The organism is Polaromonas sp. OV174 (genome assembly GCF_900112285.1).
Taxonomy (GTDB): Bacteria; Pseudomonadota; Gammaproteobacteria; order Burkholderiales; family Burkholderiaceae_C; genus Polaromonas.
Map to the genome: position 1 here is coordinate 99,949 of NZ_FOKZ01000002.1, position 13,887 is coordinate 113,835.

12 protein-coding genes are annotated in these 13,887 nt (G+C 63.3%); 10 read left to right on the forward strand and 2 right to left on the reverse strand.

The window, feature by feature from the left end; all coding sequences use genetic code 11:
- The first annotated feature begins 25 nt into the window (after positions 1-25).
- From BM160_RS02235 to fabG, 4 genes are read left to right on the forward strand one after another with little or no spacing between them, the layout of a single operon-like run.
- Complete coding sequence (locus BM160_RS02235; protein ID WP_091999751.1) at positions 26-1,231, forward strand: beta-ketoacyl-[acyl-carrier-protein] synthase family protein; 1,206 nt, start codon at positions 26-28, stop codon at positions 1,229-1,231.
- A 1-nt stretch (position 1,232) separates the two neighbouring features.
- Positions 1,233-2,030 (forward strand): beta-ketoacyl synthase chain length factor, encoded by a 798-nt coding sequence (locus tag BM160_RS02240; protein ID WP_091999754.1) that lies wholly within the window; start codon positions 1,233-1,235, stop codon positions 2,028-2,030.
- Positions 2,024-2,491: a hotdog family protein gene (locus tag BM160_RS02245; RefSeq protein WP_091999758.1), complete on the forward strand. Its 468-nt coding sequence runs from the start codon at positions 2,024-2,026 to the stop codon at positions 2,489-2,491. The genes BM160_RS02240 and BM160_RS02245 overlap by 7 nt, the downstream gene beginning before the upstream one ends.
- Positions 2,488-3,207 carry a 3-oxoacyl-ACP reductase FabG gene (gene fabG, locus BM160_RS02250; protein WP_091999762.1) on the forward strand — a complete coding sequence of 240 codons (720 nt, stop codon included), beginning with the start codon at positions 2,488-2,490 and terminating at the stop codon, positions 3,205-3,207. Before BM160_RS02245 ends, fabG begins: the two co-directional genes overlap by 4 nt.
- 137 nt (positions 3,208-3,344) lie before the next feature.
- Here fabG and BM160_RS02255 read toward each other — a convergent pair whose 3' ends face one another.
- Both BM160_RS02255 and BM160_RS02260 read right to left on the reverse strand, forming a co-directional pair.
- Entirely contained in the window at positions 3,345-4,118 is a 774-nt protein-coding gene (locus BM160_RS02255; RefSeq protein ID WP_091999765.1) for a glycosyltransferase family 2 protein, read from the reverse strand.
- A gap of 44 nt (positions 4,119-4,162) precedes the next feature.
- Positions 4,163-4,978 carry a lysophospholipid acyltransferase family protein gene (locus tag BM160_RS02260; RefSeq protein ID WP_091999770.1) on the reverse strand — a complete coding sequence of 272 codons (816 nt, stop codon included), beginning with the start codon at positions 4,976-4,978 and terminating at the stop codon, positions 4,163-4,165.
- Positions 4,979-5,332: 354 nt separating this feature from the next.
- Between BM160_RS02260 and BM160_RS02265 the strand changes: the two genes are divergently transcribed.
- The 6 genes from BM160_RS02265 (at position 5,333) to BM160_RS02290 (ending at position 13,525) form a co-directional block, all read left to right on the forward strand.
- Positions 5,333-7,567, forward strand: a complete 2,235-nt coding sequence (locus BM160_RS02265) for an FUSC family protein (RefSeq protein ID WP_091999775.1) — start codon at positions 5,333-5,335, stop codon at positions 7,565-7,567.
- 76 nt (positions 7,568-7,643) lie between these two features.
- Positions 7,644-8,129: a C40 family peptidase gene (locus BM160_RS02270; protein ID WP_091999780.1), complete on the forward strand. Its 486-nt coding sequence runs from the start codon at positions 7,644-7,646 to the stop codon at positions 8,127-8,129.
- Positions 8,130-8,180: 51 nt separating this feature from the next.
- Positions 8,181-8,918, forward strand: coding sequence for a hypothetical protein (locus tag BM160_RS02275; protein ID WP_091999784.1), 738 nt, complete (start codon positions 8,181-8,183; stop codon positions 8,916-8,918).
- Positions 8,919-9,222: 304 nt separating this feature from the next.
- A complete protein-coding gene (gene mutS, locus BM160_RS02280) occupies positions 9,223-11,775 on the forward strand; it encodes a DNA mismatch repair protein MutS (protein ID WP_091999787.1) in 2,553 nt (850 codons plus the stop codon).
- Between the two features lie 41 nt (positions 11,776-11,816).
- Complete coding sequence (locus BM160_RS02285; RefSeq protein ID WP_091999791.1) at positions 11,817-12,644, forward strand: proteasome-type protease; 828 nt, start codon at positions 11,817-11,819, stop codon at positions 12,642-12,644.
- Positions 12,645-12,691: 47 nt separating this feature from the next.
- On the forward strand, positions 12,692-13,525 hold the full coding sequence (locus tag BM160_RS02290) for an alpha/beta hydrolase (RefSeq protein ID WP_091999794.1): 834 nt from the start codon (positions 12,692-12,694) through the stop codon (positions 13,523-13,525).
- The last annotated feature ends 362 nt before the right edge of the window (positions 13,526-13,887 follow it).

The window sequence follows — 13,887 nt, forward strand, 5'->3', positions numbered from 1 at the left end:
GCTTTTTATTTAGATTGGTTTTCCTCTGTACCCGCTCTGGCTTTCCCATTTCACCGCGACCAGCGCCATCGGTCATGGTCTCCAGCCCACCCTGGACGCGCTACGCCAGCAGCGTGGTGGCCTGGCGTCCTGTGCCTTTGACACCGTGGATCTGGCCACTTTTATTGGCGAGGTGGCTGGCGTGGATGAGGTGCAGCTTCCCGCGCATCTGTCCGACTTTGATTGCCGCAACAACCGGCTCGCGCTGCTGGGTCTGATGCAAGATGGTTTTGCGCAAGCCGTCAACGCTGCCAGCCAGAAATATGGGGCGCAACGCGTCGGCGTTTTTATCGGCACCAGCACCTCCGGCATCTTACAAACCGAGTTGGCCTACCGCCGGCGCGACCCCGCAAGCGCTGCACTGCCTGCCGATTTTGTTTATGGCGGCACGCACAACACCTTTTCCGTCGCCGATTTCGCGCGTCGCTATTTCAAGCTGACCGGTCCGGCCGTCGTGGTCTCATCGGCCTGCTCCTCCAGCGCCAAGGTATTTGCCTCGGCCCGCCGCATGATTGCCGCGGGACTGATAGACGCGGCGCTGGTAGGCGGCGTCGATTCGCTGTGTCTGACAACCTTGTACGGCTTCAACTCCCTGGGACTGATTTCAGCCCAGCCCTGCCGCCCCTTCGACGTCGCACGCGATGGCATTTCCATCGGTGAGGCCGCAGCGTTCGCTCTGCTGGAGCGTCGGCCCGAGCAGACCGATGAAAATACCGTGCTGCTATTGGGCGTGGGCGAGTCCAGTGACGCCTATCACATGTCCTCGCCCCATCCCGAGGGCCTGGGCGCACGCATGGCCATGCAGGAGGCCTTGCGAATGGCGGGTCTGAACGCGGCCGATATCGATTACATCAACCTGCATGGCACAGCCACCCCCAGCAACGATGCGGCCGAGGCCAAGGCCGTCGCAGCGCTGTTCGGCTCAGGCACGCCCTGCAGTTCCACCAAGGGGGCGACCGGGCACACGCTGGGTGCCGCAGGCAGCCTGGAGGCCGTGATCTGTGCGCTGGCATTGCAGCATGGCCTGCTACCCGGTGGCGTGAATACGCAGCAGCCCGATTCGACGCTGCCGCTCGACTACTTGCTGAAAAATCGCGAGCAAGCGGTCTCGTATGTGCTCAGCAATTCGTTTGGCTTTGGCGGCACCAACTGCAGCCTGGTGTTTGGACGCGACAAGAGTGAAGGCTACTAACATGCAAGCACTCACCGCCTACATCGACGGCATAGGTCTGCTTGGGCCTGGCTTGAATGGCTGGCCCGACAGCCTGGCCCTGCTCACCGGGCAGCAGCCCTACCAAAGCAGCCCGACCGTGTTGCCGGCGCCACTGAGCCTGCCGGCGGCAGAACGCCGACGCAGCAGCGGCATTGTCAAGCTCACGCTGGCCACCGGTCTCGAGGCGGTGGCAGCCGCCGGACTGGATGCCGCCCAGTTGCCCAGCGTGTTTTCCGCCTCCAGCGGCGATGGTTATAACTGCCACGAAATCTGCCAGATGCTGGCCTCCGACGATAGACAGATATCGCCGACCCGTTTCCACAACTCGGTGCATAACGCAGCCGCAGGCTACTGGAGCATTGCCACCGGCGCGACGAGCCCATCGTCGGTGTTGTGCGCGTTTGACGCCAGCTTCGGCGCCGGCCTGCTGGAGGCACTGGCCCAGGTCGTCGTCGACAACAGGCCTAGTCTGCTGCTGGCCTGCGACACCCCATATCCCGAGCCCCTGCACAGCTGCCGCCCCATACCGGATGCATTCGGTGTGGCCCTGGTGCTGGCGCCCCGGCGCAGTGCGCAATCCCTGGCGAGCATCAGCGTCAGCCTGAGCGATGCGGCTGCGGAGCGACTTGACGACGACGCGCTGGAAGCCTTGCGCATCGGCATTCCCGCAGCCCGCAGCCTGCCCCTGCTGCGTCGCCTCGCGCAGCGTCAATCAAGCGCCGTGGTGCTGGACTATCTCGACGGCACGCGCCTGGCGGTGAACATTTCCTTATGCTAGATCACAGCTGGATTGCCGACCATATCCCGCATCAGGGCAGCATGTGCTTGCTCGATCAGGTTGTGCACTGGGATGAACAGCGTATCGAGTGTCGCGCCAGCAGCCACCGCAGCACAGACAACCCGCTGCGCTCACACCAGCAATTGGGCGCCGCCTGCGGCATTGAATATGCGGCGCAAGCCATGGCGGTGCATGGCGCACTATTGGCACCGGCCAACAGCCCTCGCCCGCGCGCCGGTTTTCTTGTGAGTGTGCGCGGCACCAAGCTGCACGTACCACGGCTGGACGACCTAGCCGCCGACCTGGACATTGAGGCGGTATGCCTGAGCAGCAACCAGGGGCATATCCTGTACCAATTCAGCCTGCATGCGGCCGGCCGCCTGCTGCTCGATGGCCGAGCTGCCGTGGTCGTGAACGCCGACGGCATGCTCCCCCTAGCCCCTTCAGGAGAGACCCCATGAAACACGCCTTGGTCACAGGCGGCAGCGGCGGCATAGGCGCGGCCATTTGCCGCCGTTTGGCGGCCGATGGTTGTCATGTACTGATCCACGCCAACCGCGGCGTGGACGCGGCGCAAATGCTAGCGGATGAGATTGGCGCCCAGGGCGGCAGCGCCCAGGTGCTCGTGTTTGATGTGACGGACAAACAGGCGGTGGCTGACGCACTGCAGCCACTGCTGGAGCATGCCCCGATTCAGATTCTGGTCAACAACGCGGGCATCCATGACGACGCCGTTTTCCCAGGCATGCGTGACGAACAGTGGCATCGTGTGATTGACGTGTCGCTGCATGGTTTCTTCAACGTTACCCAGCCCTTGATGATGCCGATGATACGCACGCGCTGGGGCCGCATCATCAACATCACCTCGGTGGCCGGCGTTACCGGCAACCACGGCCAGGTGAACTACTCGGCGGCCAAGGGCGCACTGCATTCGGCCACCAAGTCGCTCTCACTGGAAGTCGCCAGCCGCGGCATCACCGTCAATGCCGTGGCGCCCGGCATCATCAGCACGCCCATGAGCCAGGACAGCTTTGACGCACCCACGATCGCCCGTCTGGTGCCCATGAAACGCGCCGGCCAGCCCGAGGAAGTCGCCGACCTGGTCAGTTTCCTGGCGTCGGAGCGCGCGGCCTATATCAGTGGCCAGGTCATTTCTATCAATGGCGGAATGATCTAAAAAATGGCCCCCACGTTCGCTCGCTTCGCGTAGCTCTCTGCCCCCCGAGGGGGCCGCTGCGCCTGCGGACTTGTAAAGCCAGATCCGCGACCCCTGCTTGAAAAGCGGGCAGCACGCTTCGCTTAGCACTCTGGCCGCTATCCGCCTCTGATACGCCGCACCAGCAGCACCGGCAAACGCAAAATAAAACCCAGCAACAAGCGAGAGTGCATCCAGGTCAGCAAGAGGTTGTCGCGCAGGTAGTTGAAGTGCGATACGCCGCCTTCGTCGGGACGGAAATATTTGACGGTGGCCGGAATGTTGACCGGCTTGACGCCAAGCCAGCACATGCGCACGACGGCCTCGGGGTCAAAATCGAAACGGCGCATCCAACGCTGGTCATGCATGACGCGCCGCAGCGGCTCAATCGGGTAGACGCGAAAACCGAACAGAGAGTCGCCAATGCCGGCCCAAAGCGTTTCGAGGTTGGCCCACCAGTTGGACAACTTGCGTCCGTTGACTCGCAAGCGCGGCGCATCGGCAGCAAACACAGGCATGCCCAGCACCATGGTCGCCGGCTGGCTGGCAGAAGCCGCCATGAAGTCGGGAATCAGTTGGGCCGGATGCTGGCCGTCCGAGTCCATGGTCAGCACATGCGTAAAGCCCTGCGCGGCGGCCAGGTCCAGCCCTTGCAGCACGGCGGCCCCTTTTCCGACGTTGTGCGGTAGCACCAACACGCGCAGGCCATCATCCTGAAGCGCCATGGCCTGCAGCCTTTCGGCGCTGTCGTCGGTGCTGCCATCCACGACCACCCAGACCGGCGTCCACTGCGCGCGCGCCGAGCGCACGGTGTCATACACCTTGGGGCCGGGGTTGTAGCTGGGAATCAGTACAAGATGCGTGCGGGATGCACTGGGTAAAGAGGTATTCATCGACATGGGATTCAGGCAAGATAAAAAACAGCGCGCGGGGCCACTCAGGCCGGCGGCACCGACGCGGGGAAGCGGGGCAGCTGCGCATGCGCCAGCTCGGACTGAAAGTACTGATCCAGCTCGCGGGTGAAACGGGCGGTATCCTGGGGAGGTGCAAAGCGCCGGCCAAGACGTAGGCAGTAGGTGACGGGCATTTTCGGCGCCCGCCAGACTGACCAGCCTTTGCCAAGAAAACCCGAGTTGGTTTCAATAAAAACCGTCTGCACCGGCACGCCCGCATATTTGGCAATCAGGCCGGTCGTTCCCTGCATGGGGCCAACCGGAAATCGGGTCGTACGCGTGCCCTCGGGAAACAGCAGCAAATGGCTACCCTGGCGCAGATCGGCAACCGCCAATTGCACCATGGTGCGCAGCGGCGTGTTGCGGATGTAGCCCACCAGCCTGGCACCAACACCAAAAAAAACACTGTTGACGATCTCGGCTTTCATGATGCAAGCCGTATCGGGCAGACGCGACACGATCATGATGGCATCGAGCAGCGAAGGATGGTTGGGCGCGATGATCAGGGCCGGCCCGTGGCGCAATGCATCGAGCTCGCTCAGATCAAAGCGGCAAGCGCCCATAAGCAGCAAAAAACGCAAGTAAGCCCGAAAAGTCGTGGCGATCAGCTTGCGCCCCAATCGCTTGCTCAACACCCGGGGCAGCATCACGCGCATCGGGAAAGCCAGCAAGCCAACAACAAGGCAAACCAAACCCAGCGCCAGATAGCCCAGATACAGCCTGAGGGTTTCATGCAGGGCAGCACGACTCTCAGTCTGTGCAACAGGCTCATTTAAAACGGCGTTCGGCTTGTTTTCCATAAATCAGTACTTGCGACGGGTATCGGGGTGCCGCAGGCGTCAGCGACGCAATGGTTGAATTTAGACGGGGACACATGGCCTGCCACAAGCGCTTGAACTCCAGGTTTTGAGCATGCAAAAAGTTAGCCCTGAACACCGCCAATCGCCACCCGCATGGCATGACGGACTCAGGTCCAACAAGTGTACTTCGGGGTCGAATGCCCCTTCGGAACGACCAGGGCGCTGAACTTACCACGCGGCAAACACACCGCGCATCACCCAGGGCAGCGAACCCGACAGAGGCCAGGATTGCAGTCTTTTGGCCCCAGAAGCTGAAACCGGCGCCGTGATTCGGTAAAGTGGGGGCCTCGCACCATGAAGCAGCACCCGCCCAACCGGAACACCCTGCCTCCACTGGCCGCCTGGCTGCAGACAAGAGCACAAGGCTGGCTACGCGTTGCTCTCAGCCAATACGTCACCAACGGACTCTCGGTCGCGCTGGGCCTGGTACTGATCATGCTGGCCTTGTTCGAAACCGCCGGTCTTGCAGCGGCCGCCAGCGCCGCTGTCGGCATCATCATCACCAGCCTGCCCGACGTTCCGGCGCCGCGCCGGCGCAAGCTCATGCAGGTACTACCGGCGCCGCTGCTGGGCACGCCCCTGTTCGTGCTGGTGCAACTGACGCGTCAAGACAGCCTGTTGCTGGGCATTGTGCTGGTCGCCGGCACCTTTCTGGCCGTGATGCTGATGGCCTGGGGCAAGCGCGGTGGCCCCATCTGTTTTTCGCTGCTGTTTTCCATGTTGTTTGCAATGGCGGCGCCGCCCATCAGCTCGCTGGCGCAAATCGGCCTGCATACAGCCTGGTTCATGGCCGGTGCCGCGCTCTACCTGCTCTGGGCCGTACTCACCACCCATCTGCTCAACCAACGTTTTCGCGCCCAGCTGCTGGCCGAATGTCTGTACAGCTTTGCCCAGATTTTGCGCACCCAAGCCCGGCGCTTTACCCCGCAACCCGATCATCAGGCCTTGCTGGCGGTCATGCTGGACCAGCAAGCAACGTTTGCCGATCACCTGCAAAACACCCGCGATGTGGTGCTGGAGTCGCCCACCACACGGGCGCGTCAGCAGTACGCGGCGATGCTGCTCAGCCTGCTGGAGGCGCGCGATCACCAACTGGCCTGCGACCTGGACCTGGATGTACTGCTGGAACAACAAACCAGCATTCCCCTGCTGTCCAACCTGCAGCAGGCGCTGAACAGCAGCGCCGCCGAGCTGGAAGCGCTGAGCCTGGCCTTGCTGCTGGGCCGGCGCCAGCTGGCCATACGCGCCATCCCCGACCTGCGCCCGCAACTGGTTGGCGTGCTGCCACCGCGCCCGGCCCGCATCGCGCCCCTGGCGCCCGAGCCAATCCTGACCGACACGACCGACGTCGCCGCGCTGCTGCGCAACATGGCCGACCGCATAGGCCACATCAATGACGAGGCGGTAAAGATCGCGGCCCTGGCGCGTGGCGACGTGGCGCCCGAGCTGAGCCAGGTGCGCAGCCAGTGGCAGCTTTTCGTCAGCGCCACCACCTGGAGCTGGAAACCACTGCTGGGGCAGCTGAGCTGGCGCGCACCGACCCTGCGCTACGCACTGCGCGCCACGCTGGCCGTGGCCACCGGCTATGCCGTGGCCCTGCACCTGCCCTGGGCCACACACGAATACTGGATACTGATCACCATCGTCGTCGTCATGCGCGGCAATCTGGCGCAAACCCTGCAGCGCCGCAATGCCCGCGTCGCCGGCACCGTGCTTGGCTGCCTGCTGGTGATGGCCCTCTTGATGACCCATCCGGGCGCCAAGCTGCTATTCCTGATCGTTGCGCTGGCCACCGGCCTCGCCCACGCCTTTGCCCTGCGCCGCTACCTCTACACCACGATTGCGGGCACCGTCAGCGGCCTGCTGCAGGCCCATTTGCTGCTGGTGGGCCTGCAGCCCACCTTTGCCATTGCCGAGCGGCTGGCCGACACCGTGCTCGGCGCCCTGCTGGCCTGGCTGTTCAGCTACGTGCTGCCGGCCTGGGAGCGCAACCAGATTCCGGCCCTGGTACGGCGCAGCGTCAAGGCGCAAAGCCAGCACGCCAAGCTGGCGCTGACCCTGCTGAGCGGCGCCCAAACCTCCGATGTGCACTGGCGGCTGGCCCGCCGCGAAGCCTATGACAGCCTGTCGGCGCTGACCCTGGCAACCCAGCGCAGCCTGGCCGAACCGCGCCAGGTGCGCCCTCCGCTAAAGCTGCTGGAAGCCCTGCAGGCACGCAGCTACCAGTTGTTGGCCCAGCTCACCGCCGTCAAGTCCCTGTTGCTGCTGCGGCGCGGCCAGCTCGATATGGAAAGCGCCACACCGGCCTTGCAGCAGGCCGCTCAATACATAGAAGCAGTGCTATCAGACGCGGCGCCCAGTGCTGCGCCAGACCAAGACCCCGGCTTCAGCATCGCCGGCCAGCCCTATCTGTCGCGTCCGGATTGGCTGGTCGCAACCGACCTCACGCCCTGGCTGCTGCGCCGCCTGCAGCTGGCCTGTGCCATGGCCAGGGAGCTGCGCTTGGCGGCCGACCGGATTCGCATCTAATCTAAGTCACGCTGCAGCAGCCGGACGTCACAGCGTTAGGGAAAGAATCCGCTCGTGCATCCGTTACCCTTGAGCCATGCGTATTCTTCCCTGCCTGACCCTGAGCACCGCACTGCTGATGCTGGCCGCTTGCAGCACCGCCCCAGTGCCAGCGCCACCACGCGGCGCCCCTGCCTATTCCCGCCTCTCACCCGATCAGGCCAGCGACATCGCTATCCACGCACTAGGTCTGGTCGGCACACCGTACCGCTATGGTGGCAACACACCCGACAGCGGCTTCGATTGCAGCGGCCTCATTGGCTACGTGTACAGCCGCCGCGCCGGCATGGCCCCGCCACGCACCGTGGCGCAACTGGGCGGTTTTGGCCAAGCCATAGCCCCAGATGAACTGCGCACCGGCGATTTGGTCATTTTTGGTACGGATAGAAACCCCACCCACGCGGGTATCTACGTGGGAGAGGGGCGATTTGTGCACGCGCCCTCCACCGGGGGCACGGTACGCATGGATCAGTTAGCTTCCGGCTACTGGTCAAAGCAAAGGACCGCATTTCGACGGCCTTGAGTCGGGGTGGCGCTCGCGGCTTCCGTGGCTAGCCTCATTACACTGAACCCGATGAGCCAGCCCCTTCAACAGCATCACGTGCGAGACCTTCTTACATCCTATTTTTGGAGTGGCGACGCCATTCGCAGTCGCAGCGTGAGTGATGTCCTGCTATCGGGCGCGCTCGACGTGCCCATGCCTCCTGCACGACTGACTACCGATTGGAAAAAAGAGCTCGCTTCGCGCCTGGAACTGGAACCCGGCGACGTCGAAGCCTTGCCATTGGCGCGTGCGCGCGTGCGCTGGCCGGACTACAAGCACTGCGTGCAGGCGGTGTCCGAGTGGATCCGCACGCTCGGCCTGCCTGAGCTGCTGGCCCAGAGCGATGTGGCGCTGATGGCCTGCCGCGGTGCGAGATACCACCACGACGGCGCGCAGTATGGCAGTGCGGCTTTTTGCAATCTCTTCCTGAGCGAGGACAGGGGCCTGGACTTGCACTTCCCCGCTACAGGGCGTCGCATCCCCCTGAGCCGAGGAACGGTGGTGATCTTCGATACCGGCCAGCCGCACGCCGTCATTCAACGCAGCAGCAGCGGCTTCAATAAGGCCGACTTCCCGCCCGAGCTGGACTGCACCCAAGTGTTTCTGACCTGGGAGCTTCCCATCGAAGACGCCCAAGTGGCGCGCGCCCTTGGCGTCGTCTTCGACATAGCCCCTCAGGCAGCATTGCAACTGACTGAAGAGCAAGTCTGGCTGAACGGCGCACCGGCCATGGTGTGCCCGGATACCGGGCAGTGGCTGGCGCCCTAGCCCAACGGCATCCGGGACAGCCCCAAACCCTCGATAATCCTGAGATCAAGATCGGTCTTGAACACGGGCGTGGCGGGCGGGTTTCTCTCCCTTTTTCGTCGCCATGCGGACTCAGGGACTTAAGTTTCAGTGAACCGTGTTCTCACAAAGAGCTATCCCCGCACAGCCCCATGGGGCCTGGGGATGTTGAAAATAATGACGATGCATGACGGCAAGCGAAGCTCCAGGCGGCTGCAAGCCATTGATTTACAAGGAAATAGGCGTTTTGAAATCCACCCCAAAAGGAGTCTCAGAGCACACTCCCATGATGACCCAATATCTGGGCATCAAGGCCGGCTACCCCGACACGCTGGTGTTTTACCGCATGGGCGACTTTTACGAGGTTTTCTTCGCGGATGCCGAGAAAGCCGCGCGCCTGCTGGACATCACCCTGACCAAACGCGGCCAGTCGGCCGGTGAACCCGTGGTCATGGCCGGCATCCCCTTTCACTCGCTGGAAGGCTATCTGGCCAAGCTCATCAAGCTGGGCGAGTCGGTGGCCATTTGCGAGCAGGTCGGCGATGTTGCCACCAGCAAGGGCCCGGTAGAGCGCAAGGTGGTGCGCGTGGTCACGCCAGGCACGCTGACCGACACCGAGCTGCTCAGCGACAAGACCGAAGCCATACTGCTGGCGGTGCATCAGGGGCCCCGCAACACCTGCGGCCTGGCCTGGCTTAGCGTCACGCAGGGCGAAATCAACCTGGCCCATTGCCCCAATGACGAGCTGGAAACCTGGCTGGCCCGGATTGCGCCCAGCGAGCTGCTCTACAACGTGGATGTCACGCAGGCTTTCGAGCAGCGCCTGAAAACCCAGCGCTGCGCCACCAGCGCCAGGCCGGCCTGGCAGTTTGATGGCGCGCTGGGCGCGCGCCGCCTGCTGGAGCAGCTCAAGGTGGCCTCGCTGGCCGCCTGGAATGCCGAAGACCTGCGCGAAGCCCACGCCGCCGCCTCGGCGCTGCTGGGCTATGCCGAGCACACGCAGGGCCGCGCCCTGCCCCATGTGCAAGGCTTGCAGGTGGTGCGCACGGGCGAGCTGATCGAGCTGCCGCCCAGCACGCGGCGCAATCTGGAACTGACGCAAACCCTGCGCGGCGAAGACTCGCCGACGCTGTTTTCGCTGCTCGACAGCTGCACCACCGGCATGGGCAGCCGGGCGCTGAAAAGCTGGCTGCTCAGCCCCCGCCGCGACCGCGCCCAGGCTGCGGCCAGACTGGACGCCATCACGCAGCTGCGCGGCGGCGCCCAGCAAAGCCTGCGCGCCCGGCTCAAGGGCTGCAGCGACGTGGAACGCATCACCGCCCGCATCGCGCTACGCCAGGTGCGGCCGCGCGAGCTCGTGGCCTTGCGCGATACGCTACAAAAAACAGAGCTGCTTGCACCCGTGGATACTGGGCTAGCGGCACTTTTAAGCAAGATTTTCGAAGATTTGCAGCCACCGGCCGGTTGCGCCGAGCTGCTGCGCCACTCCATTCTTGACGAGCCGGCAGCGCTGATTCGCGACGGCGGCGTCATCAACCACGGCTGCGACGCCGACCTGGACGAGCTGCGCGCCATACAGACCAATTGCGATGAGTTTTTGCTGGACCTGGAAGGCCGCGAAAAAGCCCGCACCGGCATTGCCAACCTGCGCGTGCAGTTCAACAAGGTGCACGGCTTTTACATCGAGGTCACGCAGGGCCAGGTCGACAAAGTGCCCGACGACTACCGGCGCCGCCAGACCCTGAAGAATGCCGAGCGCTACATCACGCCCGAACTCAAGGCCTTTGAAGACAAGGCCTTGTCGGCGCAGGAGCGCGCACTGGCGCGCGAGAAGTGGCTGTACGAGCAGTTGCTCGATCAGTTGCAGAACTTCGTCCCGGCGCTGAGCCGGCTGGCGCGCGCCATCGCCTCGCTCGATGTGCTGTGCGCGCTGGCCGAACGCTCGCTGACCCTGAACTGGTGCGCGCCGCAGTTTGTCATAGAGCCCTGCATAGACATCGCCCAGGGCCGGCACCCGGTGGTGGAAGCGCGGCTGGCCGAGACGGGCGGCGGCGCCTTCATTGCCAACGACTGCTGCCTCACCGGCAAGAGCCGCATGCAAATCATCACCGGCCCCAACATGGGCGGTAAATCGACCTATATGCGCCAGGTGGCGCTGATCGTCTTGCTAGCCAGCGTGGGCTCTTATGTGCCCGCCAGCCACTGCCGGCTCGGCCCCATAGACGCCATTCACACCCGCATAGGCGCGGCCGACGATGTGGCCAACGCGCAATCGACCTTCATGCTGGAAATGCTGGAAGCGGCGCAAATCCTGCACGCCGCCACCCCGCACTCGCTGGTGCTGATGGACGAGATCGGCCGCGGCACCTCGACCTTTGACGGCCTGGCGCTGGCCGGCGGCATTGCCGCCTATCTGCACAACAAGACCCAGGCCTTCACGCTGTTTGCCACCCACTACTTCGAGCTGACCGAGTTCCCGGCCCAACACCATGGCGCCATCAACGTGCACGTCAGCGCGGTCGAATCCGGCGCCGACATCGTGTTCCTGCACCACATAGAACCCGGCCCAGCCAGCAAGAGCTACGGTATTGCCGTGGCCAAGCTCGCCGGTGTGCCGGCCGCCGTGGTCAACCATGCGCGCCACGCGCTGACGGCGCTGGAGGCTCACCAAAGCCAAGCCCAGGCCCAGGTGGACTTGTTTGCCGCGCCGCCAGAAGCCGCCGCACCCGTGCAAAGTGCCGCCATCCAGGCATTGGCAGGCATAGACCCCGACGCGCTCAGCCCGCGTGAAGCGCTGGAAGCGCTGTACCGGCTGAAAAAGCTGTCCCTCGCATCGTGACCCAGCGCCACCCCTACCTCACAACGAACTCCAACTCGCCTATGACTTACTGTGTCGCCGCCAAACTCAACGCCGGGCTGGTGTTTTTGTCCGACTCCCGTACCAACGCAGGCCTGGACTACATCAGCACCTTCCGCAAAATGATCGTCTACGAGAAGACCGGCGACCGCTTCATGGTGCTGCTGACGGCCGGCAACCTGTCCATCTCGCAATCGGTGCGCGAGATCCTGCAGATCGAGCAACTCAAGGACCATGAGCACGCCGAGCCCATCACCATCTGGAATGCCAAAAGCATGTTTGACGCCGCCCGCGTGCTGGGTTCGGCGATTCGCCGCGTCTACGAACGCGATGCCGAGGCGCTGAAAAACGCCGATGTGGATTTCAACGTGTCGCTGGTGTTCGGCGGCCAGATTCGCGGCGAAGGCATGCGCCTGTTCCAGGTCTACTCGGCCGGCAACTTCATTGAGGCCACCGACGAGACGCCCTACTTCCAGGTCGGCGAATCCAAATACGGCAAGCCGGTGCTGGACCGTGTGCTGACCCCCGAGACGCCGCTGGCCGAAGCCGCCAAATGCGTGCTGGTGTCCATGGACTCGACCATGAAATCCAATCTCTCGGTGGGCCTGCCGCTGGACCTGGTGGTCTATGAGGCGGACAGTTTCAAAAGCGAAAAAATGGTCTGCATAGACCACGACAACCCCTACTACCAGATGCTGCACAGCAGCTGGGGCGAAAAACTCCGCGCCGTGTTTGACAGCATTGAAGATCCGGTCTGGGACGACCAACCCACCGAGACGCCCATCAAGTTGCAAGCCCCCCGTCATGCGGCGCTGAAAAAAATCAGCACTCCCGAGCAAAAGCTCATTTAGTCCTCAGGCTGACACCTGCAACCCACGCGCCGCGGCGCCGCCAAACTGTGCCCTCCAGTTCCAAACCCCTCATCATTTTTTCCCACGGCAACAGCTTTCCAGCCAGCACCTATGGTGTCTTGTTCCAAAGCCTGAAAGCCAGGGGCTTTCAGGTCAAGGCGATAGAGAAATTCGGCCACGACCCGCGCTACCCGGTCACCAGCAACTGGCCGCATCTGGTGCAGCAGCTGGCCGATTTCACCAGCCAGGAAGTTGAAAAATCCGGCCAGCCGGCCTTTCTGGTCGGCCATTCGCTGGGCGGTTTCTTAAGCCTGATGTGCGCCGCCCGCAACCCGGTGCTGGGCAGCCAGGCTGTGCGTGGCGTACTGCTGCTCGACTCGCCCATCCTGGGCGGCTGGCGCGCCACCGCGCTGAATGTGGCCAAGCGCGCGCAACTGGTGGGCTCAGTCTCGCCCGGCGCCATCAGCCGCAGACGCAAATTCCAGTGGCAGAACCGGGACGAGGTGCTGGCGCATTTCCGCAGCAAAAAAGCCTTCGCCCGCTGGGACGAGCAGGTCCTGCTCGACTACATCGAGCACGGCACCCACGACGGCACAGCGCCCGATCAGCGCCTGCTGAGCTTTGACCGCGACGTGGAAACCGCCATCTACAACACCTTGCCCGACAACCTGGAAGCCCTGCTCAAGCGCCATCCACTCAAATGCCCGGCGGCCTTTATCGGCGGATGCCAGTCGGTGGAGATGAAGCAAGTTGGGATGGCGATGACCCAGAAAGTCACCAAGGGCCGCATCATGATGCTGGATGGCAGCCATTTGTTTCCTATGGAAAAGCCTGAGGCTACGGCGGCGGCGGTTGAGGCGGCTTTGCGGAATTTTTGCTGATTGAGAGGTCTGGGGTTGGATTTGCTGAGGGTGGAGGCCGGGTCTCGCCCCGGCGGGCGACTCACTTTTCTTTGCTTCGCCAAAGAAAAGTAAGCAAAAGAAAGGCGACCCGCAGTCTGGGTCCCTACGCTGCGCTCCGGGCACCTTGCGCTGCTCGGAGGAGACGGAAATTTTAGAAACTTGTCGGCTTCGCCGCCTTCGGACATCTAAAATTTTTATCCGTCCCCTCCTGCGCTGCTCAGCCCAGCCAGGACGGGTTGGAGACAAAAAGCGGAATCGGAATCGGGGAGCAGAACGCGCAAAGCGCGTTCTGCGTATTTGGCTGTTTGTATTTTTCCCTCAAGCCCTTCTGGCTGCGCCGA